This window comes from Hylemonella sp. GW821-FHT12C09 (genome assembly GCF_058807395.1).
Genome location: NZ_JBXAQQ010000009.1, coordinates 85,274 through 109,423, shown reverse-complemented (window position 1 = coordinate 109,423; position 24,150 = coordinate 85,274). Strand labels below are relative to the sequence as shown.

At 67.1% G+C, this 24,150-nt stretch carries 25 protein-coding genes and 1 riboswitch; of the genes, 10 read left to right on the top strand and 15 right to left on the bottom strand.

Annotation, left to right across the window (positions count from 1 at the left end):
* The first annotated feature begins 71 nt into the window (after nt 1–71).
* Complete coding sequence (locus AC1RRP_RS15215) at nt 72–563, top strand: Crp/Fnr family transcriptional regulator (RefSeq protein ID WP_493037614.1); 492 nt, start codon at nt 72–74, stop codon at nt 561–563.
* A 149-nt stretch (nt 564–712) separates the two neighbouring features.
* Here the strand turns inward: AC1RRP_RS15215 and thiE are convergent, their stop codons facing one another.
* The 4 genes from thiE to AC1RRP_RS15195 all read right to left on the bottom strand — a co-directional run bounded on the left by thiE (nt 713) and on the right by AC1RRP_RS15195 (nt 3,850).
* Nucleotides 713–1,603: a thiamine phosphate synthase gene (thiE, locus tag AC1RRP_RS15210; RefSeq protein WP_493037612.1), complete on the bottom strand. Its 891-nt coding sequence runs from the start codon at nt 1,601–1,603 to the stop codon at nt 713–715.
* A gap of 145 nt (nt 1,604–1,748) precedes the next feature.
* On the bottom strand, nt 1,749–2,546 hold the full coding sequence (locus tag AC1RRP_RS15205; protein ID WP_493037610.1) for a thiazole synthase: 798 nt from the start codon (nt 2,544–2,546) through the stop codon (nt 1,749–1,751).
* A gap of 3 nt (nt 2,547–2,549) precedes the next feature.
* A complete protein-coding gene (gene thiS / locus AC1RRP_RS15200; RefSeq protein WP_493037608.1) occupies nt 2,550–2,747 on the bottom strand; it encodes a sulfur carrier protein ThiS in 198 nt (65 codons plus the stop codon).
* Between the two features lie 5 nt (nt 2,748–2,752).
* The gene (locus AC1RRP_RS15195; RefSeq protein ID WP_493037606.1) at nt 2,753–3,850 is read right to left on the bottom strand and encodes an FAD-dependent oxidoreductase; all 1,098 of its coding nucleotides are present in this window, start codon (nt 3,848–3,850) and stop codon (nt 2,753–2,755) included.
* 25 nt (nt 3,851–3,875) lie between these two features.
* Here AC1RRP_RS15195 and thiD point away from each other — a divergent pair, with 25 nt between their 5' ends.
* Complete coding sequence (gene thiD / locus AC1RRP_RS15190; protein ID WP_493037604.1) at nt 3,876–4,727, top strand: bifunctional hydroxymethylpyrimidine kinase/phosphomethylpyrimidine kinase; 852 nt, start codon at nt 3,876–3,878, stop codon at nt 4,725–4,727.
* 54 nt (nt 4,728–4,781) lie between these two features.
* Nucleotides 4,782–4,886: riboswitch (TPP riboswitch) on the bottom strand.
* Nucleotides 4,887–4,984: 98 nt separating this feature from the next.
* On the opposite strand, the gene AC1RRP_RS15185 is transcribed toward thiD, so the two are convergent.
* From AC1RRP_RS15185 to AC1RRP_RS15135, 11 genes are all read right to left on the bottom strand, one after another.
* On the bottom strand, nt 4,985–6,085 hold the full coding sequence (locus AC1RRP_RS15185; RefSeq protein ID WP_493037602.1) for an NAD(P)/FAD-dependent oxidoreductase: 1,101 nt from the start codon (nt 6,083–6,085) through the stop codon (nt 4,985–4,987).
* Between the two features lie 14 nt (nt 6,086–6,099).
* A complete protein-coding gene (gene fdxA / locus AC1RRP_RS15180; RefSeq protein WP_493037600.1) occupies nt 6,100–6,429 on the bottom strand; it encodes a ferredoxin FdxA in 330 nt (109 codons plus the stop codon).
* Nucleotides 6,430–6,543: 114 nt separating this feature from the next.
* A complete protein-coding gene (locus AC1RRP_RS15175) occupies nt 6,544–7,797 on the bottom strand; it encodes a sulfate adenylyltransferase subunit 1 (protein WP_493037598.1) in 1,254 nt (417 codons plus the stop codon).
* Nucleotides 7,797–8,741, bottom strand: a complete 945-nt coding sequence (gene cysD / locus AC1RRP_RS15170; RefSeq protein WP_493037596.1) for a sulfate adenylyltransferase subunit CysD — start codon at nt 8,739–8,741, stop codon at nt 7,797–7,799. Before cysD ends, AC1RRP_RS15175 begins: the two co-directional genes overlap by 1 nt.
* Complete coding sequence (locus tag AC1RRP_RS15165) at nt 8,738–9,496, bottom strand: phosphoadenylyl-sulfate reductase (RefSeq protein WP_493037594.1); 759 nt, start codon at nt 9,494–9,496, stop codon at nt 8,738–8,740. The genes cysD and AC1RRP_RS15165 overlap by 4 nt, the downstream gene beginning before the upstream one ends.
* Nucleotides 9,497–9,508: 12 nt before the next feature.
* Complete coding sequence (locus AC1RRP_RS15160; protein ID WP_493037592.1) at nt 9,509–9,889, bottom strand: DUF934 domain-containing protein; 381 nt, start codon at nt 9,887–9,889, stop codon at nt 9,509–9,511.
* A 13-nt stretch (nt 9,890–9,902) separates the two neighbouring features.
* Complete coding sequence (locus tag AC1RRP_RS15155; protein WP_493037590.1) at nt 9,903–11,720, bottom strand: nitrite/sulfite reductase; 1,818 nt, start codon at nt 11,718–11,720, stop codon at nt 9,903–9,905.
* Nucleotide 11,721: 1 nt separating this feature from the next.
* Complete coding sequence (locus tag AC1RRP_RS15150) at nt 11,722–12,513, bottom strand: sulfite exporter TauE/SafE family protein (RefSeq protein ID WP_493037588.1); 792 nt, start codon at nt 12,511–12,513, stop codon at nt 11,722–11,724.
* Nucleotides 12,514–12,613: 100 nt separating this feature from the next.
* Nucleotides 12,614–13,597, bottom strand: coding sequence for a nucleoside hydrolase (locus tag AC1RRP_RS15145; RefSeq protein ID WP_493037586.1), 984 nt, complete (start codon nt 13,595–13,597; stop codon nt 12,614–12,616).
* A 24-nt stretch (nt 13,598–13,621) separates the two neighbouring features.
* A complete protein-coding gene (gene mnmC1, locus AC1RRP_RS15140; protein ID WP_493037584.1) occupies nt 13,622–15,337 on the bottom strand; it encodes an FAD-dependent 5-carboxymethylaminomethyl-2-thiouridine(34) oxidoreductase MnmC1 in 1,716 nt (571 codons plus the stop codon).
* An 18-nt stretch (nt 15,338–15,355) separates the two neighbouring features.
* Nucleotides 15,356–15,628, bottom strand: coding sequence for an oxidative damage protection protein (locus AC1RRP_RS15135; protein ID WP_057676056.1), 273 nt, complete (start codon nt 15,626–15,628; stop codon nt 15,356–15,358).
* A 127-nt stretch (nt 15,629–15,755) separates the two neighbouring features.
* On the opposite strand from AC1RRP_RS15135, the gene AC1RRP_RS15130 reads away from it, so the two are divergent.
* From AC1RRP_RS15130 to cysW, 8 genes are all read left to right on the top strand, one after another.
* Complete coding sequence (locus AC1RRP_RS15130; RefSeq protein ID WP_493037581.1) at nt 15,756–16,766, top strand: sulfate ABC transporter substrate-binding protein; 1,011 nt, start codon at nt 15,756–15,758, stop codon at nt 16,764–16,766.
* Nucleotides 16,767–17,039: 273 nt separating this feature from the next.
* Nucleotides 17,040–18,803, top strand: coding sequence for an amino acid ABC transporter permease/ATP-binding protein (locus tag AC1RRP_RS15125; protein WP_493037579.1), 1,764 nt, complete (start codon nt 17,040–17,042; stop codon nt 18,801–18,803).
* Nucleotides 18,804–18,847: 44 nt separating this feature from the next.
* Nucleotides 18,848–19,786, top strand: a complete 939-nt coding sequence (locus tag AC1RRP_RS15120) for an ABC transporter substrate-binding protein (RefSeq protein ID WP_493037577.1) — start codon at nt 18,848–18,850, stop codon at nt 19,784–19,786.
* A gap of 174 nt (nt 19,787–19,960) precedes the next feature.
* On the top strand, nt 19,961–20,602 hold the full coding sequence (locus AC1RRP_RS15115) for a peroxiredoxin (protein WP_493037575.1): 642 nt from the start codon (nt 19,961–19,963) through the stop codon (nt 20,600–20,602).
* Nucleotides 20,603–20,629: 27 nt separating this feature from the next.
* Entirely contained in the window at nt 20,630–21,229 is a 600-nt protein-coding gene (locus tag AC1RRP_RS15110; RefSeq protein WP_493037573.1) for an RBBP9/YdeN family alpha/beta hydrolase, read from the top strand.
* A 129-nt stretch (nt 21,230–21,358) separates the two neighbouring features.
* Nucleotides 21,359–22,357, top strand: coding sequence for a sulfate ABC transporter substrate-binding protein (locus AC1RRP_RS15105; RefSeq protein ID WP_493037571.1), 999 nt, complete (start codon nt 21,359–21,361; stop codon nt 22,355–22,357).
* The gene (gene cysT / locus AC1RRP_RS15100) at nt 22,358–23,236 is read left to right on the top strand and encodes a sulfate ABC transporter permease subunit CysT (RefSeq protein ID WP_493037569.1); all 879 of its coding nucleotides are present in this window, start codon (nt 22,358–22,360) and stop codon (nt 23,234–23,236) included.
* Nucleotides 23,233–24,141, top strand: a complete 909-nt coding sequence (gene cysW, locus AC1RRP_RS15095) for a sulfate ABC transporter permease subunit CysW (RefSeq protein ID WP_493037567.1) — start codon at nt 23,233–23,235, stop codon at nt 24,139–24,141. The genes cysT and cysW overlap by 4 nt, the downstream gene beginning before the upstream one ends.
* Nucleotides 24,142–24,150 lie beyond the last annotated feature (9 nt).

Sequence of the window (24,150 nt, the reverse complement as noted above, 5' to 3'; positions counted from 1 at the left end):
CACCCAATACTCCGGACGAGCATCGCCGAGCTACATGAGCGGGTCCGTCGGACCCGTGGAAAGGGTGTCCGATGGATTCATTCAATCCCTTGACGCAGAACAGTGCGGTCAACGGTCTCATCACCGCCATTTCGCGCAATACCGAGGACGGCGTGTTGTCCCGCCATCTCGGCGTGCAGTCCTGGTACATCGTGGCGGACTACCTGCGTCCGCACACCTACGAGCGGGGTCATCTGCTGATCTCGCAGGGCGCCCAGGACCGCAACCTCTATTTCCTGGAGACCGGCAACCTCAAGGTCGACGTCAAGACCGACAGCGGCCTGATGCAGCTGGCCATCCTCGGTCCGGGAACCGTCGTGGGCGAGGGCAGTTTCTTCTCGCACCTGCCGCGCAATGCCTCGGTGGTGGCCTACAGCAACTGCAAGGTCTGGACCATGAGCCCCGAGGATTTTGAGACCCTGGGCAGGAAGCACCCCACCGTGGCGCTCTCCCTGTCCATGGCCCTGAGCGCCATCATGGCCACGCGCATGCTCGATGTGAGCAAGCGTATCGCCAGCACCTGAGAACTTGCGAATAAATCTACTGCGCTTGCCCGTCGCGGCGTTGGGCGCTGCGCGCCATCCTCACGTACCGCAAGTACGTCCCGGTGGCTGTGCTCCGTCCGCCTGGCGCTCGAGTCGCTCGCTACGAATTCTTCACAAGTTCAGTGGCTTCAAGCTTCCCAGGCGGCCATGAGCTTCGCAGCTGCCTGCTCGGGGTCGGCTGCGGCCGTGATGGCCCGCACCACCGCCAGCGAACCCACGCCCGTGGCCTTGATCTCGGGCAGCTCGGTCGCAGAGATGCCGCCGATGCCCACTCCCGGATAGTTCCGCATCAGACGTGCATAGGCCGCCAGCCGGCCGGGACCCTGCGGCGCAGTGGCCATGCGCTTGAGCGTGGTCGGGTAGACCGCGCCCATGGCGAGGTAGCTCGGGCTCATGCGGTCGGCGCGCACCATCTCGGCGTAACCGTGGCTCGACAAGCCCAGGCGCAGGCCGGCGGCGCGGATGGCCGCGAAGTCGGCGATCTCCATGTCCTCCTGGCCCAGGTGCACGCCGTAGGCACCGGCCGCAATGGCTTCACGCCAGTGGTCGTTGATGAACAGCAATGCATTCGTGCCACGCACCGCCTCGACCGAGGCCTGGACCTCGCGTCGCACGGCTGCAGCATCGTCGGACTTGAAACGCAGTTGCACCGTGGGCACGCCAGCGCGCGCCACACGGCCCACCCACTGGGCATCGGGCAGCACGGCATAGAGGCCCAGCGCCTTGGGGCAGGCCGGGAAGGTATCGTCGCGCGGCCAGGGCCGCAGGCCGAAATCGGCCGGCTCGTCGGGCCAGGCCTGTGGGTCGAAATGGCCTGTGCGCTGTGTCCGGGCCAGCCAGGCCAGCGCCACGCATTCGGCGTCGATCTCGATGAAACCCAGGGCCAGGCAGGCCTGCTTGGCATGGCGGTAGACCGCGTCTTCGCGTCTGAAGTTCAGGGCCGGCTCGCCGATGACGGGCAGGGCCAGCTTCGGGTGCGCGGCTACGATGGCCTGCGCTTCGGGCGTCAGAGTTTGCATGTCGGTTGCTCAGTTGCGTGGGGCATGGCCCGTGACGCATGAATGAAAGGATCGAAACGGGGAAGGCCGTGGAACCGGCTCTGCCGGGCCACTGGCGTAGGTGCCTGGCATGCAGCGAACGTAGGGAGCGGAGCCTGGGGGTGTCTCACTTGGCATGCCAGAAAGGGGTGCCCAGCACGGGCGTGGAGGGTTGGGCGGCGTCCTGCTCGCTCATGGCGCCGGAGCGCCAGGCGTCGCGCCCGGCCTGGGTGGCGGCGGCGAAGGCGCCGGCCATGGCCACGGGGTCCTGGGCTAGGGCGACGGCGGTGTTGAGCAGCACGCCATCAAAACCCCACTCCATGACGGTGCAGGCGTGCGATGGACGGCCCAGGCCCGCGTCCACGATCATGGGCACGGCCAGGCGCTCGCGCAGCACGCGCATCGCGTAGGGGTTGATGGGGCCCTTGCCGGTGCCGATGGGCGCGGCCCAGGGCATGACGGCCTGGCAGCCCACGTCCACCAGGCGCTGGCACAGCACCAGGTCTTCGGTGGTGTAGGGCAGCACCTTGAAACCTTCCTTGATCAGGTGCTCGGCCGCCTGCACCAGATTGAGCGTGTCGGGCTGCAGGGTGTAGTCGTCACCGATCACCTCCAGCTTGATCCACGGCGTCTCGAACACCTCACGCGCCATCTGCGCGGTGGTGATGGCTTCCTGCACGCTGTGGCAGCCGGCGGTGTTGGGCAGCACCGGCACGTCCAGTTTCTTCAGCAGCTCCCAGAAGCCATTGCCGCTTTCATGGGGCACGGCACCCTGGCGGCGCAGCGAGGCGGTCAGCATGGCGGGCCTGGCGAGCTTCACGGCGGCTTCGAGCACGGCCGGTGACGGGTAGCGCGAGGTGCCCAGCAGCAGGCGGCTGTGGAAGGTTTCGCCGTAGAGAACGAGGGGATCAGAGGTGTTGGACATGGCTTATCCGCCGGTGACGGGAGAGATGATTTCGACACGGTCGCCTTCGTGCAGGCCTTGCTGGGCGTACTGCGTTTTCGGGACGAACTGGGTGTTGACGGCCGCCGCAAAGGGCGGCTTGGCCTCGATGGCCATGATGGCGTCGAGCAGCGTGGCGCCTGTGGCCAGTTCGTGTTCTTGCTTGTTGATGATGACGTTCATGGGCTTCAATCCACGGTTTCCATGCGCAGGTCCAGCGAAGCCGCGAGTGTCGTGGTCCGTTCCTGCACGAACTCCAGCACCACGTCCAGCAGGGCTGGCGAGATCATGAAACCGTGGCGGTACAGACCATTGATCTGCAGGCAACGCGGGCCGAGGTGGCGGACGGCCGGCAGGTTGTCGGGCAGGGTGGGGCGGCACTGGGTGGCGATCTCCAGGATGCGCGCCTCGGCAAAACCCGGGTGCACGGCGTAGGCCGCGCTCAGCAGTTCCAGCGTGGAGCGCACGCTGGGTGGTGAGAGGTCGTTGCTCTCGATCTCGGTGGCGCCGATCACGAAGAGACCGTCCTGCTTGGGCGCGATGTAGATCGGGTAACGCGGGTGGATCAAACGCGTCGGGCGGCTCAAGGCCACCTCGGGGGCATGGATGCGCGCCACTTCTCCGCGCACACCGCGCAGCTGACCCCATTGCGCGTTGGCACCCAGGCCACGGCAGTCGAACAGCCAGTCAGGCTGTCCGGGGGTGCCGGGCTGGAAGTCCTCCGGGGTGCGCGGGCTGTTCCAGTGCAAATCAAGCTTCAGGGCCTGCAATTCGTGCAGCAGCGCGGCCAGCAACTCGCGGTTATCGAGCTGGCCTTCGCCGGGCAGGTACAGGCCCTGGGCAAAACGGTTCTCCAGGCTGGGTTCGAGTTGTTGGACACCCGCGGCGTCCAGCGCCTGGACCTTGGGCAGGGCGGGATTCCTTTCGTTGGTGGCCTGCAGCTGGCCCGCAAAGCGACGCGCCTCAGCCGCGTCCTGGCGGTGCCAGAGGATCAGCGTGCCTTCCTGCTGGAAGTACACTGGTAAGGAGAGCTGCGCCAGCAATTGCGGCCAGCGCGTGAGCGCGTGGCGCCCCATCTCGACCACGCTGGCTTCGGTGATGGCCGATTCGGCCAGCGGCGCCAGCATGGCGGCGGCAATGCGCGCGGGCGAGCTCTGCGCGTCGGCGCCCCCGGCTTCGTAGACCGTGACACGGTGGCCGGCGCACGCCAGCTGCCAGGCCAGCAGCCGGCCCATGAGGCCGGCGCCGAGCACCACGGAGGATGGACCTTGGTTCGAGGTGGTCATGTCAATTGAACTGATAATGCGCGCCATGACCACGATCACGACGAACGAAAAACACTACCCGCGCGTGCTGTCCATCGCAGGTTCCGACAGCGGCGGCGGCGCCGGCATCCAGGCCGACCTCAAGACCTTCAGCGCCCTGGGCTGCTACGGCATGACGGCCATCACCGCCTTGACGGCGCAGAACACGCAGGGCGTGCGCGGCATCTTTGCTGTGCCGCCCGAGTTCCTGGCCGCACAGATCGACGCGGTGATCGAGGACATCGGCGCCGATGCCGTGAAGATCGGCATGCTGCATGCGCCGGGCATCGTGCGCGTGGTGGCGCAGGCCATCCGCAGGCACGGACTGAAGCATGTCGTGCTGGACCCGGTGATGGTGGCCACCAGCGGCGACCGCCTGATCGCCGAAGAGACCGTGGCCGTGCTGGTGCAGGAGCTGTTCCCCCTGGCCACCGTGATCACGCCCAACCTCGACGAGGCCGAGCTGCTGCTGGGCCACGAGATCGCCGGCATCGCGGGCCTCGAACCCGCCGCCAGGGAACTGCTGGCCCTGGGCGCGCCCAATGTGCTGCTCAAGGGTGGGCATCTGCAGGGCGACGAGGTGGTGGATCTGCTGCTGCAGCCCGGTCGCGTGCCGGTGCGCCTGGCGTCGGCGCGCATCGCGAGCAACAACGTGCACGGCACGGGGTGCACCCTGTCCTCGGCCATCGCCGCGCACCTGGCCCTGGGGCATGCACTGGAGCAAGCCGTGCGCCTGGCGCGCGTCTACATCCTGGGCGCCATTGCCGCCGGGGTGGACGTGCGCACCGGGCAGGGCCACGGCCCGCTCAACCACGGCCATGCGCCGCGGGCGATGCAGGTCCTGGCGGGGACACGCTGAGACTTTCACGCGTTTCATATCAAAGCAGCAGGGGGAGGGGCCGGTGCCGGTGAACCCGGTGGGGGCCTGCTTCCCTGCGTGAGCATTACCTCAATCAGGTTCAAAGGGACTTTCTCAGTCGACGCGGTTGGCACCGCGGCAACACCCCTAGCGGATGCGCTCAATGAGAGCACGGAACGTATTTTAGTCCCCGGGCGGGCAAAGAAAAAGCCCGCCGGGTGGCGGGCCTGATCTGATTCAGCAATTCTTGATCGCGGTCAGTCGAATACCGGCGATTCCACGCCCAGCACCTTGTGCAGCTTGGGGCTGGTGGTGGTGTACTGCAGGTGCACCTTCTTCTCGGGGAAGATGATGGGCATGGCGCCGAAGGCGGCCAGCGCGCACTCATGGAAGCCCGAGAGGATGAGCTTCTTCTTGCCGGGGTAGGTGTTGATGTCGCCCACGGCAAAGATGCCGGGCACGCTGGTGGAGAACTTCTCGGTGTCCACCACGAGCTGCTTGCGCTCGATCTGCAGGCCCCATTCCGCAATCGGTCCCAGTTTCGGGCTCAGACCGAAGAAGACCAGCAGCACGTCCAGCGGCACCACGCGGGTCACGCCGTCGCCGCCCGTGACCTTGATGGCGCTGAGCTTGCCGTCCTTCTCGTCGAAACCCGTGACCTGGCCGACGATGAACTGCATCTCGTAGGCGTCGCACAGCTCGCGCATCTTGGCCACGCTGGCCGGGGCGGCCTTGAAGCCGTCGCGGCGGTGCAGCAGGATCACGCTCTCGGCCTTGTTCGGGCCTTCATTGGTGAAGTTCAGCGTCCAGTCCAGGGCGGAGTCGCCGCCGCCCACGATGACCAGGTTCTTGCCGGCAAAGTCGGCCGGGTTCTTCACGCGGTAGTGCAGCTGCGTGCCTTCGAACTTCTCCAGGCCGTCGACCTTGAGCGTGCGCGGCTGGAAGGCGCCCACGCCGGCGGCGATGAAGATGGTCTTGGTCAGGAACTGCGTGCCCTTGCTGGTCTCGACGAAGAAACGGCCGTCGTCCTGCTTGCGCACCACGGTCACTTCCTGGCCCAGGTGGAAGGTCGCGCCAAAGGGCTCGATCTGCTTGAGCAGGGAATCCGTCAGTTCCTTGCCGGTGCACACCGGCACGGCCGGGATGTCGTAGATCGGCTTGTCGGGGTAGAGCTCCATGGGCTGGCCGCCGGGGTAGGCGAGCGAGTCGATCACATGGGCCTTGATTTCGAGCAGACCGAGCTCGAAGACCTGGAACAGGCCGACAGGGCCGGCGCCGACAATCACGGCATCGGTTTCGATCGGGCCTTCGTGGGCCTGGGCGGTCTGGATCACGGCGGGACTGAGTTTGGGTTCCATCGGTAAGGGGAGGGTTAGCGCACAAGCTCTTTGAGCTTGCCGGTCTTGTCTTTCCACTCGTCTGCGTCGGGCAGGGCGGGCTTGCGTTTGGTGATGCTCTTCCAGGTCGGCAGCTTGGCCAGATCGGCGTTGAGCTTGGTCATGTGCTGCTGGTCGGCCGGCACGTCCTCTTCGGCGTAGATGGCATTGACCGGGCACTCGGGGATGCAGACCGCACAGTCGATGCACTCGTCCGGATCGATGGTCAGGAAGTTCGGACCTTCGCGGAAGCAGTCGACGGGGCAGACATCAACACAGTCGGTGTATTTGCAGCGGATGCAGGATTCGGTGACGACGTGGGTCATGTTGTAGTTCTGGCTAAGACTAAAAGTCCTTGATTTTATTGGCTTTTGAAGATCCCGGGGATTCTCGCCCTTGTCAGGTACAGGGTTGTTGAGATGGATCAAGCCCGGGGGGTGTCAATTGACCAGCACCGCCCCCGAGGTCTTGTGGCTGGCGGTGTCCACCAGGATCAACGAACCCAGGCCGTGCGAGCGGGCAAAAGACAGGGCCGGAATCGCTTCCTGCAGGGCCAGTTCCACATGGCCGATGGCATTGGGCTCCAGCTGGGTGGCGTCTTCCTCGGCCAGGGTGTTGATGTCCAGGCGGTGCACGATGCGCTTGACCTTGGCCTTGACCCAGCGGTGCCCGTGCAGTGCCCAGTAGACCCGGCCGGCCACCAGGGGCTCGTCGTCCATCCAGGCCACGGTGACCAGCAGTTCGCGCGAGGTCTGGTCCTGGCCCACGGCCAGCAGCCAGTCGCCGCGCGAGACGTCGACCTCGCGGTCCAGCACGATGCCGGCACTGTGCCCGGCCTTCACCCTGCCGGGCTGGCGCACATGGTTGAGCACCTGGGCCACGGTGGCCGTCTGGCCGCTGGGGAAGATCTTCACGGTGTCGCCGGCCTGCACGGCGCCAGCGGCCACACGGCCCCAGAACACACGGCGGCCTTGCGAGGTGTCGCTGGACGAGGAGAACTTTTCCACCCACTGCACCGGGAAGGCCAGGGGCAGGGCCGTGTCGGCGGCCGTGACCGGCAGCTGTTCCAGGATGTCCAGCAGGGTCGGGCCCTGGTAACCGCACCAGCCGACTTGTTCCGGGGCATCGACCACGTTCCAGCCCTGCAGGGCCGAGACCGGCACGGTGGCGCGCACATCCAGGCCGGCGCTGCTGGCGAAGGCCTGCAGGGCGGCGCTGATGTGCTTGAAGGCCAGCCTGGCTTCGTCCACCGCGTCCAGTTTGTTGATGGCAAAGACGATGGAGGGCACGCGCAGCAGCTGCAGCAGCAGGCTGTGACGGCGGGTCTGCGGCAGCAGGGCCAGGGCCGGGTTGCGCCAGTCGAGCTTGGTGGCGTCCACCAGCACCACGGCGGCGTCGGCACTTGATGCCGCCGTGACCATGTTGCGGGTGTACTGCTCATGGCCCGGCGCGTCGCCGATGATGAACTTGCGCGTCTCGGTGCTGAAGTAACGGTAGGCCACGTCGATGGTGATGCCTTGCTCGCGCTCGGCCGAGAGGCCGTCGGTCAGCAGGGCCAGGTCGGTCTGGCCTTGGCGCTGCACGCCGGCCAGGTGGTCCTGCAGCACGGCACGGGTGTCGACCAGCAGGCGGCCGATCAGGGTGCTCTTGCCGTCGTCGACACTACCGCAGGTGATGAATTTGAGGGCGTCCATCAGAAATAACCATCCTTTTTACGTTTCTCCATGGACGCATCAGAGGTCTGGTCGTCCATGCGCGTGGCGCCGCGCTCGCTGACCTCGGCGGCCAGGGTTTCGATCACGATGTCGGCCGCGCTGGCGGCCGTGCTGGCCACCGGGCAGGTGCAGGTGATGTCGCCCACGGTGCGGAAGCGCACGTCGCGCACGATGACCTGTTCGCCCTCGCGCGGCGGGGTGAGTTCGGTGACCGGGGCCAGCATGCCGCGGCGGTCCACCACTTCACGCTTGTGGGTGTAGTAGATCGAGGGCAGGGCGATGTTTTCGCGGTCGATGTATTGCCAGACGTCCAGTTCGGTCCAGTTGGAGATGGGGAACACGCGGAAGTGTTCGCCCGGGGCCAGACGCGTGTTGAACAGAGTCCAGAGCTCGGGGCGCTGGGCCTTGGGCTGCCACTGGCCGAAGCTGTCGCGGTGGGAGAAGATGCGCTCCTTGGCACGGGCCTTCTCCTCGTCGCGGCGGGCGCCGCCGATCAGCGCGTCGAAGCGGAACTCCTCGATGGCTTCGAGCAGGGTCACCGACTGGTGCACGTTGCGGCTCTCGCCGGGGTGGGCCAGGCGCACGGTGCCGCGTTTCATGGAGTCTTCCACGCTGCGCACGATGAGTTCGGCACCGAGTTCGGCGGCACGCTGGTCGCGGAAATCGGTCACTTCGGGGAAGTTGTGGCCGGTGTCAATCATCAGCAGCGGGTAGGGCAGGCGGCCGGCGCCAAAGGCCTTTTCGGCGCACTTGAGCATGACCAGCGAATCCTTGCCGCCCGAGAACAGCAGGGTCGGGCGCTCGAATGTGGCGGCCACCTCGCGCAGGATGAAGATGGTTTCTTCCTCGAGCGCGTCGAGGTGGGCATTGCTCAGATGGTGCACGGTCTGGTTCACGAGTTCTAGTTCGGCGCGGGCGTTCATGTCGGCGCTCCTTGTTTCAAGGGTTCCTGGACATGCAGGCCGCACTCCTTGGCTGCTTCGTCTTCCCACCACCAGCGGCCGGCGCGGAAGTCCTCGCCCAGGGAAATGGCGCGGGTGCAGGGTTCGCAACCGATGCTGGGATAGAACTGGTCGTGCAGCTGGTTGTAGGCCACGTTGTTGGTCTTGATGTAGTGCCAGACGTCGCCCCAGGTCCACTCGGCCAGGGGGTTGAACTTCAGGCGGTGGGCGTTGCTGTCGTCGATGAAGGGCACCTCGGCGCGGGCGCCGGACTGCTCTCGGCGCAGGCCGGTGACCCAGGCACGCTTGTCGGCCAGGGCGCGCTCCAGCGGCTCCATCTTGCGGATGTGGCAGCAGGCCTTGCGCAGCTCGATGCTCCTGTACATCGCGTCCTTGCCTTCGCGCTGCACGAAAGTCACCACGGCATCGGTCTGCGGCTGGAAGATTTCCACCGGCGCGCGTGACGTGGCCTTGAGCTGGTGCATCAGTTCCAGGGTCTGGGTGTGCAGGCGGCCGGTATCGAGCACGAAGATGCCGATATTGAGTTGCCGGGCATTGATCAGGTGGGCCAGCACCATGTCTTCGGCGCCCAGGCTGCAGGCCAGGCTGACCAGGGAGGGGCCGCCGGGCAGCACGGGCGCGAAGTCGCGCGCAGCCTGCTGCAGCAGCTCCTGCGTGTGGGCCAGCTTGCTTGCGTAGTCGCCGCTGGCGCGGGCGTTGAGTTCGGTGGCTTTCATCCCGGGACTTTCTCAGGCGGCCTGCACGAAACGCGGGCGCGGCAACACGGCATCGCCCTGGTAGTGGCTCTTGAACCGGGCCAGCTGGCGCTCGGCCACGGCCAGGTCCTGGTCGGCGCGCAGCACGGCGGCGTCGAAGCCGTTGCGCGACAGCAGGGGCAGCTGGTCGACCAGTACGTCGCCGGTGGCGCGGATCTCACCCCGGTAGCCCAGGCGGCGGCGCAGCAGGAAGGCCTGGCTGTGTGCGCGCCCGTCGGTGAAGCTGGGGAAATGCAGGTCGATGCGGGCCACGCCGTCGAGCGTCATCGTGCGCGGGTCGGCGTCATTGGCCAGTACCAGCGTTTGCAGGTCTTGCGGCTGGGTGGTGGTGGTGTCAGCGTGCAGCAGTTTCATGGCGGGTCTTTCTTCAGGCCGTGGCGGTTTCGTGGCCGGTGTCATGGCGGGCCTGCTGGCCGGCCTGCTTGAACGGGTCGCTGCCGACACGGCGCAGCGTGTCGATGAAGTGCTCGCCGTCCTGGCGCTGGGCGCGGTAGGTGTCGAGCAGGGCTTCGATCACGTCGGGCACTTCATGGGCCGAGAAGGAGGGGCCGATGACCTTGCCCGGCACCGGGTCGCCCGACAGCAGCTTGCCGTCGGAGCCGCCCACGGTGACCTGGTACCACTCCTTGCCGTCCTTGTCCACGCCCAGGATGCCGATGTGGCCGCTGTGGTGGTGACCGCAGGAGTTGATGCAACCGCTGATATGCAGGTCGATCACGCCCAGGTCGTGCAGCTCGTCCAGGTCCTGGTAGCGCGCGGTGATGGCCTCGGCCAGGGGCAGGGAGCGGGCGTTGGCCAGGTCGCAGAAATCGCCGCCGGGGCAGGCGATCATGTCGGTCAGCAGGCCGATGTTCGGCTTGGCCAGGCCCAGGTGGCGGGCTTCGCGCCAGAGTTCGGCGAGCTGGTCGCAACGCACCCAGGGCAACACCAGGTTCTGCTGGTGCGTCACACGCACTTCGCCGCCGCTGTAGCGCTCGGCCAGCTCGGCCACGGCGTCCAGCTGGGCAGCGGTGGCGTCACCCGGGGCCTGCCCCAGGCGCTTGAAGGACAAGGTCACGGCGCGCAGGTCGGGGTTCTTGTGCGCGCTGACGTTGCGCTGCAGCCAGCGGCCGAATTCGACGTCGTCCTCGGCCGCGGCCTTGAGGATGTGGGCGATCTTGGCGTCGGCGCTCTTGCGGTCACAGGTGAGGGTGGGCGGCACGAAATGGGCGCTGACACGCTCGAACTCCGCGGCTGTGATGGTGTGCGGGGCACCGTCGCGCTCGATGATCTGGCGGTATTCCTCTTCCACCTCGTCGATGTAGCGCTGGCCCTCGGCCTTCACCAGGATCTTGATGCGGGCCTTGTACTTGTTGTCGCGGCGGCCCCAGCGGTTGTAGACGCGCACCACGGCTTCCGTGTAGTTGAGGATCTGGTCGCAGGGCAGGAAGTCGCGGAGGGTGGTGGCGATGACCGGGGTGCGGCCCATGCCGCCGCCCACCAGCACCTTGAAGCCCAGGGTGCCCTCGTCGTTGCGCAGCAGCTGCAGGCCCACGTCGTGCCAGGCGATGGCCGCGCGGTCTTCGCGCGCGCCGGTGATGGCGATCTTGAACTTGCGCGGCAGGAAGGCGAACTCGGGGTGCAGCGTGCTCCACTGGCGCAGGATCTCGGCGAAGGGACGCGGGTCGGCCACCTCGTCCACGGCGATGCCGGCCAGCGCGTCGCTGGTGATGTTGCGGATGCAGTTGCCGCTGGTCTGGATGCCGTGCATGCCCACCGTGGCCAGCAGGTCCATGACGTCGGCGCTCTTGTCCAGCGGGATCCAGTTGAACTGCACGTTCTGGCGCGTGGTGAAGTGGGCGTAGCCTGTCACCAGCCTGCTGCCGATGGCCTTGCCATCGCGCAGCTGGATGTCGCCCAGCTTGTTCTGCGCCGCGATGGCGCCCTGGAATATCTCGTTCGAGGGCTGGTCGTAGTCGCGGGCGATCTTTGCCAGCACACGCACCTGGGCGCTGGAGAGTTCGCCATAGGGCACGGCCACGCGCAGCATGGGGGCGTGGCGCTGCACGTACCAGCCGTTCTGCAGGCGCAGCGGGCGGAATTCCTCGTTGCCCAGCTGGCCGGTCAGATGGCGCTCCAGCTGGTCGCGGTACTGCTCGGCGCGCAGGCGCACGAACTGGCGGTCGAAGTCGGTGTATTGGTACATGTCAGATGGCGATCAATTTCAAGCCGGCCCAGGCCAGCAACACGGAAAGAAGGGAGCGCACCACGCGCTCGTTGATGCGATGGATCAGGTGCGAACCCAGCCAGATGCCGGGCAGGGAGCCGGCCAGCAGCAGGGCCAGCAGCGACCAGTCCACCGAGCCCAGCGAGGCGTGGCCCAGGCCGGCGACCAGGGTCAGCGGCACGGCATAGGCAATGTCGGCGGCCACGATGCGCGGCAGCGGCAGCAGGGGGTAGACGAAGAGCAGCACGCTGACACCGATGGCGCCGGCGCCCACCGAGGTCAGCGTCACCAGCGTGCCCACCAGGGCGCCCAGCAGCAGGGGCAGGCTCCAGTGGCGCGGGCGGGCGGCGGCGGCTTCCTGGCCGGCGGCTAGGGCGGCCGGCAGAGCCTTACCGCGCACGGCCTTGTAGAGGGTGGCGGCGGCCGTCAGCAGCAGGGCCGCGCCCAAGGTGTTGGTCATCAGGCCCTGGACCGCCGGGTTGGCCGGGCCCACGCGGTGCAGGAAATACAGGGTGACCAGGGCCGCGGGGATGCTGCCGGCCGAAAGGTGGAAGACGATGCGCCAGTTCACCACGCGCTGGCGGGCCAGGCGCACGGTGCCGCTGAGCTTGGTGAAGGCCGCGAACAGCAGGTCGGTACCGACGGCCAGGTGCGGCTTGACGCCGAAAAAGAAGATCAGGATGGGCGTCATGAGCGAGCCGCCGCCCACGCCGGTCAGGCCGACGACCAGACCGACAAAGAACCCCGCAAAAATGAACGCCACGTCATGCATGGACGCGACTGTAAAAGCGGGGTCTCAGATCCCAAACTACATTTTTCTTGGATTCCTATAAGTATTGGTAATAAGGAATCCGCGGGCCGGTGGGTCCCCCCTAGGAGGCCGGCAGCCAGTCGGCCAGCAAGGTGTGCTCCGCCAGGGCCAGGCAGGACGGGCTGTCCACTTGCAGGGCGGCCTGGATCCGGGGTACCTGCGCCTCCCAGCCCCCTTGAGGATAAGGAATGTGCTCGCGCCGGTCCATGATGCTCTGGCCTTCGGCCAGACCGTCCGGCACCACACGCACGCGGCCGGATTCGGTCTTGAACAGGTCCGCTTGCAGCAGCCAGGCCAGGCCCAGCAGGCCCGGGGCGGGGCAGGCTGGTGGGTCGCCGGGCTCCCGCCGGGCCCGGTGGTCCGCGTGCTGGCGGGTGGCATGCAGCAGGGCTGCGGTGGCGGGGTGGGGCCGCCGGGCGGCCAGTTTTTCGATCAGCGCCAATGGCAGGGGCGCGGCCTGGCTCACGTCCAGGCCCAGCATCGTCAGCCTGAAACCGGCCGTCAGCACGAGGTCGGCGGCGTGCGGGTCACACCAGAAGTTGGCTTCGGCCACGGGCGACACGTCACCCGGCGCCGCCACGCTGCCGCCGGCCACCACCACCTGGGCCAGCAGCTCGGGCAGGTGCGGCTCCAGCCGCAGGGCCTGGGCCAGATTGCCCAGCGGCCCGGCGCAGACCAGGCTCAGCTGACCCGGATGGGCCTGCGCCAGCGCCACGATGCAGCGCGCGGCCGAACGCTCGTCGGGACCATGCGCTTCGGTCGGGCGTTGCGGCAGATCGCCCAGGCCGTCGGCACCGTAGGCTTCGGGGTCGTGCCACCAGCTTGCCTTGCGCGTGGGCGTGGCCACGCCGCTGCAGACCGGCAGATCCGGGCGCCCGGCCAGGGCGCAGAGCAGCAGGGCGTTGCGTGTGGCCTGGGCCACGGTGAGGGCGCCGAAGGTGGTCGTGACGGCCAGCAGCTCGAGTTCGGGATGGGCGAACGCGAAGTACAGCGCCAGCGCATCGTCGGCGCCGGGGTCGCAGTCGAGGAGGATCTTGTGGCCCATGGTGGGCGAATTGTCGTGCAAAGCTCAGTCGGCACGCCGCGCATGCAGCGCACGCGCCAGGCTGGCTTCCACGGGCCAGGGCTCCGCGCCCAGGCGGGCAGCCAGCAGTTCGGCGCAGAGCATGGCGAAGCTCAGGCCGCGTGAACCCATGGCGGCGCTGATCCACAGCGTGGGCTGAAGGCCTTCTTCGAGCGGGCCGACCAGGGGCAGGCGGTCGGCGCTGACGCAGCGGGTGCCGCCCCAGCCGCGCGCGGTGCCCGGCGCGAAGGAGGGTGCCAGGGCTAGGGCCGCGGCGGGCAGCAGGGCGCGCAGCTTGTCGAGATTCTGTTGATGGTGTTCGCTGGCCGTGGCCGGTGGCTCGGTCGCGTCCTCGTACGTGGCGCCGGCATACCAGGCCAGCCCGTCTTCGGTGGGCACGGCCGGGATCAGGCTGCCCAGGCCGTTGACGGGCAAGGGGGGCAGGGCGCTTTCATCACCGGGCTGGCGCAGGCCGCTGCTCATCACGCCACGCATCTCCTGCAGTGGTGGTGGCTCAACATCAAGGCCCAGCGGGGCCATCAGGCGCGGCGCATCGGCTGCATTGGCCAGCACCACATGGCTGGCGCTGGCCAGCAGCTTGCCTTCGCGGTCCAGCAGCTGCCACAAGGTGCCGACGCGTTGCAGCCGCTCCACCTTGGTGTTGCCGCGGAAGGTCACGCCGCGCTGATTCAGCCAGGCCTGCACCAGGCGCGCGGGTTTGATCCAGGCGGCCTGCGCGTGCCACAGCGCGGGCACGTCCGCCATGCCAGTGCGCCAGGGCTCAGTGCCCGTAGGGGCCAGGTGCGTGATCTCCTGGCCTTCGACGGGCCAGGGCGCCGGCAGGCCGGGGTTGCCGTCCAGGCGCTGTTCCAGCACGCCGCTGGCTGCCCAGTCCTGTCCGGCCTGCAGCAGGCGCTGGGCTTCGGCGCGCATGAGGCGCAGGCCAAAACGTGTGAGGCGCGAACGCGGGCTGTCGTCGCTGGAGACATGGGGCACCAGCAGGCCGGCCGGCAGGCCCGAGGCGCCGGCGGCCGGTTCGGACGCGGCGTCCAGCACCTCCACCCCCCAGCCGCGCCGCGCCAGGGCGGCGGCCACGCTGGCACCGGCCAGGCCGGCGCCGATCACGATGCAAGTGCCGGGTGTGGCGGCCTTGGTGCGCAGGGCTTCGCGGCTGGTCTTGAGTTCCCAGGGCGGGTCGCAGCGTGCGTGGTTGGCTTCCAGCACGAAGCCGCTTTCGGGCAGCAGCTTGTGCAGCTCCGGCGTCAGCGTGTCGAAGGCCAGCTGCGTGCCCCGCCGGCAGCAGCGCGCCAGGGCCTTGAGGCTCCAGCGGTTCCAGGGCTGGGTGCTGTCCAGGAAAACGGCGTCGGCCTCGAACTGCTGTTCGCGCAGCAGCGTCTGCACTTCACCGATGCAAAGTGTCAGCTGCAGCCGGCCCTCGGCGAGGGACAGGCGGTGCATGCCGGGCAGCAGACCGGTCCACTGCGCCAGCAGTTCATCGGCCAGGGCGACTTGTTGGGGCTTGGCCGCAGCGCTTAGCGCCTCGGCCGAGGGCGGTGAGGCGGTCAGGGCGACGAGGTGCAGCACGCGGGGGCGCTGCGGTTCATCCCGCCAGGCTTGCCATAGCGCGAACAGGCGTGCGGGATCGAAGCGCGTGTCGAGCACGCGCCAGGCCGGCTGGCCGGCCGCTGGCGGCGGCAGCAAAGCGCGCGCCGCTTCGTTCACGGTGCGGGTGTGGATCGCTCAGGCACTCGGCGGGACGTATCCCGCCGCAGCGTCGGCGCCGCTGCCGAAGAAATGGTTCTCCATCTGGCGGGCCAGGTACTGGCGGGCGCGGGCATCGGCCAGGTTCAGGCGGTTCTCGTTGACCAGCATGGTCTGGTGCTTGAGCCAGGCGGCCCAGGCTTCCTTGCTGACGCTTTCCCAGATGCGCTTGCCCAGCTCACCCGGGTAGGGGGGGAAGTCCAGACCTTCGGCTTCCTTGCCGAGCTTGATGCAGTTGACCATGCGTGCCATGACGAGCTTCTTTCTGACTACAGATGTTTAGGTAATTAGCAACTGAAATCTTATTGGTTCCAGTTTCCGGCATGTCTCTCCAGAATTCTTTTCACCACAAGTGGATGGTTTTCAATAAGGAAGAAACATGACGCAACGCCGCGACTTTATCAAGCTTTCCCTGGCCCTCACCGTGGCAGGGGCAGCATTTGTCACTTTGGCCCAGCCGGCCCAGACCCTGCTCAACGTGTCCTACGACCCGACGCGCGAACTCTACGTCGAGGTCAACGCCGCCTTCGGCAAGCACTGGAAGGCCAAGACCGGCCAGGACGTGACCATCAAGCAATCGCATGGTGGCTCGGGCAAGCAGGCGCGCTCGGTCATCGACGGGCTGGACGCCGATGTGGTGACGCTGGCCCTGGCCGGTGACGTGGACGCCCTGTACAAGAACGGCGGCTGGATCCCCAAGGACTGGCAGAAGCGCCTGCCGCTGAACTCCTCGCCCTACACCTCCACCATCGTGCTGGTGGTGCGCCAGGGCAACCCGAAGGGCATCAGGGACTGGGACGACCTGGTCCAGCCCGGCGTCAGCGTGATCACGCCCAACCCCAAGACCTCGGGCGGCGCGCGCTGGAACTACCTGGCCGCCTATGAGTACGCCAAACGCAAGTACGGCGGCGAGACTCAGGCCAGGGCGTTCATCGCCAGGCTCTACAGCAACGTGCCCGTGCTCGACACCGGCGCGCGCGGTTCCTCGGTGACCTTCGCGCAGCGCAACCAGGGTGACGTCTTCATCTCCTGGGAGAACGAGGCCTATCTGCTGGAGAAGGAGTTCGGCAGCAAGGTGGACTTCGTCTACCCGAGCCTGAGCATCCTGGCCGAGCCGCCGGTGACCGTGGTCGACAGGAACGTGGACCGCAAGGGCACGCGCAAGCTGGCCGAGGCCTACCTGCAATACCTCTACACCGAGGAGGCGCAGGACATCATCGGCAAGCACTTCTACCGCCCGACCTCGGCCAAAGCCCAGGCCAAGTACGCCCGGCAGTTGCCCAAGCTGAACCTGTTCACCATCGACCAGGCCTTCGGCGGCTGGGACCAGGCCAGCAAGGAGCACTTTGCCGACGGCGGGGTGTTCGACCAGATCTACAGCAAGAAGTAGGTCCGACGATGCACACATCAGGTTCAGGGAGAAAAATATGTCGGTACTTCTGATGGCGGGCAGCTCGTACGGAGCGGTCCCGCCCGGCGGCCCTGCTGCAGCGGGTCGGGCAGCAGTCAAGGCCACCGAGGTCTCGCTGGCCAAGATCGGAGTTCGCCGCAAGAGCACGGTACACCGCGATGCCCCCGCGCCGGCGTGGCGGCCCTCGCGTCGGTATCATTCCCCACGCCAGCGCCCTATGCGCTGTGCGCGTGAAATGGAGTACCGCCCCGCATGACCACCGGCCCCACCGGATCCCCCTCGAGTCCGTCCCAGGACGCCGCAGCGTCCGAATTCCAGGGCCTGCGCATCGTGCCGGCCCGCCACCCGGGGCGTACCTTGAGCACGGTGTTCGCCGTGGTCGTCATCGCGCTGGTCCTGCATTCGGTCTTCACCAACCCGCGCTGGGGTTGGCCCGTGTTTGCCGAATGGTTCTTCGCCGGGCCGGTGCTCGAAGGCCTGGGTCTCACGCTGCTGCTGACCGGGGTGAGCGCCGTGCTGGGTTTCAGCCTGGGCACGCTGCTGGCGCTGGCGCGGGTGTCGTCTTCGCCGCTGCTCGCGCGCCTGTCCTTTGTCTACATCTGGCTGTTCCGTTCGATTCCCGTGATCGTGCTGCTGCTGCTGGTCAACAACCTGGGTTACCTCTACGAGACTGTGGCGCTGGGTGTGCCCGGCACGGACTGGACCTGGTTCTCCTACCCGACGGTTCAGCTCATCAGCCCCTTCGCAGCGGCCATCATCGGCCTCACGCTCAACCAGTCGGCCTATTCGGCCGAGATCATCCGCGGCGGCATCCTTTCGGTGGACCAGGGTCAGCACGAGTCGGCCTCGGCCCTGGGCCTGCCGCGCTGGCGCCAGGCGGTGCGCATCGTGCTGCCGCAGGCCATGCGTTCCATCCTGCCTGCGGGCTTCAACGACCTGATCGGCCTGGCCAAGGGCACGTCCATGGTCTACATCCTGGCGCTGCCCGAGCTGTTCTACACGATCCAGATCATCTACCGCCGTAACCTGGAGGTGATTCCGCTGCTGATGGTGGCCACCGTCTGGTACCTGGTCATCCTGACGGTGCTCACGCTGATCCAGCGGCAGATCGAACTGCATTACGCACGCGGCGCGCTGCGCAACCCCACGCCTTCGGTGTTCACGCGGGTGGCGCGGGCCTGGCGCGCGCGCAGCGCAGCGCCGGTCGATCTGGCGCCGGCCGTCGCCCAGGCCGCCGGGTCGGTCGAGCCCGGCACGGGCGCCGAGGTGCGCGTCAACGGCCTCGTGAAGAGCTACGGCAGCCAGCGTGTGCTGGACGACGTCTCGCTCACCGTGCCTGCCGGCAGCGTGACGGTGATCATCGGGCCCTCGGGTTCGGGCAAATCCACGCTGCTGCGTTGCATCAACCACCTGGAGCGTGCCGACGCCGGTTTCATCTCGCTGGACGGTCAACTCATCGGCTACCGCCGCCTGGGCGATACGCTGCACGAGCTGTCCGAGCGCGAGCTGCTGCTGCGCCGTGCCGACGTGGGCATGGTGTTCCAGAACTTCAACCTCTTCCCGCACCTCAGCGTGCTGGAAAACCTGACCGAAGCGCCGCGTTTTGTGCGCGGCCTGCCGCGCGAGCAGGCGAGGGCGCGCGCGCTGGCGCTGCTGGCACGCGTGGGCCTGAGCGACAAAGCCCAGGCCTATCCGCGGCAGCTGTCGGGCGGGCAGCAGCAGCGCGTGGCGATTGCGCGCGCGCTGGCGCTCAAGCCCAAGGTGCTGCTGTTTGATGAGCCGACCTCGGCGCTGGACCCGGAGCTCGTGGGCGAGGTGCTCGACGTCATCAAGGAACTGGCGCGCTCGGGCACCACGCTGCTGATCGTCACGCACGAGATCGGCTTCGCACGCGAAGTGGCCGATACCGTGGTGTTCATGGAGCAGGGGCGTATCCTGGAGTCGGGACCACCCGAACGCCTCTTCACCGCCCCGTCGCACCCGCGCACCGCAGAATTCCTGGCCAAGGTGCTCTGAACCCGCCTTCCGGCTTTTCACGTGACCTCAATGGAATCCCGACCATGAACATCGCACGCAAGAACTTTCTCTCCACACTGCTGCTGGTGTGGCTGGGGGCCCTGGCTCTGCCGGTCAGCGCCCAGGGCAAGCTCATCCCCGACCTGAGCCCCGAGCAGCGCGGTCGCCCGCGTTCGGAGCCGGTGGCCGAGGCGCTCAAGCTGGTGCCCAGGAACTACAAGTTCGCCAAGGAGGGGGTGCTCGTTGTCGGTACGACCACGGGGCGCCTGCCGATCGGCGCTTACGCGCTGGACAACCGCACGCCCGTGGGCAATGCGCCTGACATGGCGCAGCTCATGGCCGACAGCCTGGGCCGCAAGCTCGAACTGGTGTCGGTGGCCTGGTCGGACTGGCCGCTGGGCCTGCAGTCGGGCAAGTTTGATGTGGTGATCTCCAATGTCACGGTGACCGAGGAGCGCAAGGAGAAGTTCGACTTCTCCACCTACCGCAGCGATCTGCTGGGCTTTTACGTGGACAGCGCCTCGAAGATCCAGTCCATCAGGGAGCCCAAGGATGTTGCGGGCCTCAAGGTGGTGGTGGGCGCGAGCACGAGCCAGGAGCAGATCCTGCTGCGCTGGAACCAGCAGAACATCGCCGCCGGCCTCAAGCCGGTGGAGGTGCAGTACCACGAGGACGATGTGGTCCTCTATCTCGCACTGGCTTCGGGCCGGGCCGACGTGTACTTCGCGCCCAACGGCATTGCGGCCTACCACGCGCGCAATGGCAAATCGCGCCTGGTCGGCACACTGCCCGGTGGCTGGCCGCAGTCGGCTGAGATCGGTGCGGCCACACGCAAGGGCTCGGGCCTGGCCGACGCGATCACCGCGGCGATCAACGCGCAGATCCGCAACGGCAACTACCAGAAGACCCTGGAACGCTGGAACCTGCAGTCCGAGGCCGTGACGCAGGCGCGCACCAATCCGCCGGGGCTGACCAAGCGCTGAAACCACCGATGGCTCGCAAGGCAGGCCGTTTTTCTTGCCGCCCTTGCTGGCTCTGCACTTCGACGGGTTTGTAGTGCTCATGCCTTTTTTGGTATTAGCTAAGTACCATCTATTCGTTTGAGTTTTGAAGACGGCCTCTGACAATGAAGTTCATTGCATCAGCAGGAGGTTTTCATGAGCACATTGCGCCTGGGCGACACCGCCCCCGATTTCACGCAGGATTCCACCGCCGGCCCCATCCGCTTCCATGCGTGGGCGGGCCATGCCTGGGTGGTCCTGTTCTCCCACCCGGCCGACTTCACCCCGGTCTGCACCACTGAACTCGGCAAGACCGCAGCCCTGTCGGGTGAATTCGCCAAGCGGGGTGTCAAGCCCATCGCGGTGAGCGTCGACCCGCTCGACTCGCATGGCAAGTGGGTGCTGGACATCAACGAGACGCAGAACACCACGGTCAACTTCCCCATCCTGGCCGATGCGGACAGGAAGGTGGCCACGCTCTACGACATGATCCACCCCAGGGCCTCGACCACGGCCACGGTGCGCAGAGTCTTCATCATCGACCCGAAGAAGGTGATCCGCACCACCTTCACCTATCCGGCCAGCACCGGGCGCAACTTCGACGAGATCCTGCGCGTGATCGATTCTCTGCAGCTCACCGACAGCCACAAGGTCGCCACACCCGCCAACTGGAAGGACGGCGACGACGTGGTCATCGTCCCCAGCCTGCAGGACCCGGCCGAACTCGCCCAGCGTTTCCCCAAGGGTTTCCGCGCGGTGCGCCCCTACCTGCGCCTGACACCGCAGCCCAACAAGTAAGCCACCGAAGGCAGAGGGAGAACCGCGATGGCAGACGACGTGCGCATCCTCATCGTGCCGGGCTGGCGTGATTCCGGCCCCGGTCACTGGCAGACCCTGTGGGCCGAGCGTTATGCGAACACGGTGCGTGTGCAGCAGGACAACTGGCTCACGCCGGCGCGAGCGGCCTGGGTGAACGTCATCACCCGCACGATCCTGGAACAGCCCGGGCCGGTGGTCGTTGCGGCCCACAGCCTGGGTTGCATCGCCATCACGCACCTGCCGCCCGAGGCCGAGGCCCGCATCACCGGCGCGCTGCTGGTGGCGCCGGCCGATCCCGAGCGGCGCTCGGTGCTGGCCGATTTCGCGCCCGTGCCCAGCCGCAAGCTGCCTTACCGCAGCATCGTCGTGGCCAGCAGCAACGATCCCTTCTGTCCGATCCGCCTCTGCGGCGCGTACGCGCGCAACTGGGGCAGCGAGTTTGTGCGCGTGCCCGATGCCGGGCACATCAACGTGGACTCGGGTCACGGCCCCTGGCCGCTGGGTGTGGCCCTGCTGCAGTCGCTGGTGGGCGAGGGCGGCTTGACCGACAAGGCGCTCGCCGCCGGCCTCAGCACAGCGCAAGCCCAACCCCTGTCGACGGCCTGAGCGCGGCAGATGGCACTCCTTCAAACCAGCGGTTATGAATTAACTACAAAACTGTCGTTTGAGTTTGAAGCGAGCGTCTCCACAATTCATTTCACACCGATCAAAGCACTTTTTCCCAGCGAAATCACCATGAAGATCAAGCATTACGCCACCCTGACCCTGGTCGCCCTGGCCCTGAGCACCAGCACCCTGGCCAGCGCCCAGACCCTGCTCAACGCCTCCTATGACGTGGCGCGCGAGTTCTACAAGGACTACAACGTCGCCTTCGCGGCCCACTACAAGAAGACCACGGGCAAGGATGTCAAGATCGACCAGGCCCACGGCGGCTCCAGCGCCCAGGCGCGCGCCGTCAACGACGGCCTGGAGGCCGACGTGGTCACGATGAACACCACCACCGACATCGAGTTTCTGGCCTCCAAAGGCCTGGTCGCTGCCGACTGGACCAAGCGTTTCCCCAACAGCGCCTCTCCGACCACCTCCACCATGCTCTTCCTGGTGCGCAACGGCAACCCCAAGGGCATCAAGGACTGGGACGACCTGATCAAGCCCGGCGTGCAGGTCGTGGTGGTCAACCCTAAGACGGGCGGCAACGGCCGCATGGCCTACCTGGCCGCCTGGGGTTCGGTGCGCAAGAAGGGCGGTACCGATGCCCAGGCCGCCGAGTTCGTGGCCAAGCTCTACAAGAACGTGCCCATCCTGGCCAAGGGCGGGCGTGATGCCACCACCGTCTTCCTGCAGCGCAATATCGGCGACGTGCTGATCACCTTCGAATCCGAAGTGGTCTCGGTAGACCGCGAGTTCGGCGCCGGCAAGGTCGATGCCATCCACCCCTCCAGCAGCATCGTGGCCGAGAACCCGGTGGCCGTGGTGGAGCGCACCGTGGCCAGGAAGGGCACGGGCGAGCTGGCCAAGGCCTACCTGGACTACCTGTACTCGGAAGAGGCGCAGGAGATCGCCGCCAAACACGCCCTGCGTCCGCGCAACGCCAATGTGCTGAAGAAACACGCGGCCACCTTCAAGCCCGTCCAGTTCTTTACCGTGCAGGACTACTTCGTGAGCCTGGGTGAAGCGCAGAAGGTGCACTTCAACGACGGCGGCAAGTTCGACCAGCTCTACACGGTCAAGTAAATGACAGCCGCCACCCTGAGCACGCCGCTGCCCGCGGCCGCCGTGCCCCGGCGGACCCCGCGGCGCGTGCTGCCCGGCTTCAACCTCACGCTGGGCTACGCCATCCTGTACCTGAGCCTGATCGTGCTGATCCCGCTCTCGGCCCTGGTCTTCAAGACCTTCACGCTGAGCTGGGAGCAGTTCTGGGCCGCGGTCACCTCGCCGCGCGTGCTGGCCTCCTACCGGCTGACCTTCGGCGCTTCGCTGATCGCGGCCGGGGTCAATGTGGTCTTCGGCCTGCTCGTGGCCTGGGTGCTGGTGCGCTACCGCTTCCCGGGCAAGAAGATCGTCGATGCGCTGGTGGACCTGCCCTTTGCATTGCCCACGGCCGTGGCCGGCATCGCGCTCACGGCCCTGCTGGCGGGCAATGGCTGGGTCGGTCAGGTCTTCGAACCCTGGGGCATCCAGCTGGCGTTCAACCCGAACGGCGTGGTGATCGCGCTGATCTTCATCGGCCTGCCTTTCGTGGTGCGCACGGTACAACCGGTGCTCGAAGACGTGGAGAAGGAGCTGGAAGAGGCCGCCACCAGCCTGGGCGCCACGCGCTGGCAGACCTTCCGCTACGTGATCTTCCCGTCCATCGCACCGGCCCTGCTCACGGGTTTTGCCATGGCCTTCGCCCGCGCCATCGGCGAATACGGCTCGGTCATCTTCATCGCGGGCAACATGCCCATGGTGTCCGAGATCACGCCGCTCATCATCATCGGCAAGCTGGAGCAATACGACTACGCCGGTGCTACCGCCGTGGCCCTGGTGCTGCTGGTGATCTCCTTCCTGCTGCTGCTGGTGATCAACAGTCTGCAGAGCTGGCAACGCAAGCGTTCGGGAGCGTCGGCATGAGCAACCCTGTGAAACGCACGGCCCGCGCCGGTACCACCGAGCCGGCCTGGGTACGCTACACGCTCATCGGTGTGGCGCTGGCCTTCATGTTCCTGTTCCTGGTACTGCCGCTGGCCGCTGTCTTCACCGAGGCCCTGCGCAAGGGCTGGGCGGCTTATTGGGAAGCGCTCAAGGAACCCGACGCCTGGGCCGCCATCCGCCTCACGCTGATCACCGCGGCCATCGCCGTGCCGCTCAACCTGGTCTTCGGCGTGGCCGCGGCCTGGGCCATTGCCAAGTACGAGTTCCGCGGCAAGGCCTTCCTGACCACGCTGGTGGACCTCCCGTTTTCGGTCTCGCCCGTGGTGGCCGGCCTGATCTACGTGCTGGTCTTCGGCGCCCAGGGCTGGCTGGGCCCCTGGCTGCAGGCGCATGACATCCGGATCGTGTTTGCCGTGCCCGGCATCGTGCTGGCCACCGTCTTCGTGACCTTTCCCTTCATCGCGCGTGAACTCATTCCGCTGATGCAGGCGCAAGGCAACGAGGAAGAGCAGGCTGCCATCGTGCTGGGCGCGACCGGCTGGCAGACCTTCTGGTATGTGACCCTGCCCAACATCAAGTGGGGCCTCATCTACGGCGTCATTCTCTGCAATGCGCGCGCCATGGGCGAGTTCGGCGCCGTGTCCGTGGTCTCGGGCCACATCCGCGGCCAGACCAACACCATGCCGCTGCACGTGGAGGTGCTCTACAACGAGTACCAGTCCGTCGCCGCCTTCGCCGTGGCCTCGCTGCTGGCCCTGCTGGCGCTGGTCACCCTGGTCATCAAGTCCGTGGTCGAGTGGCGCCACGAGCGCGAGCTCAAGGCCGCGGCCGAATTGCCGCCCGAGCGGCCGTCCTCTCTCGCTGTGCCCGTGCCGGCCCGTTGAAAGTACATC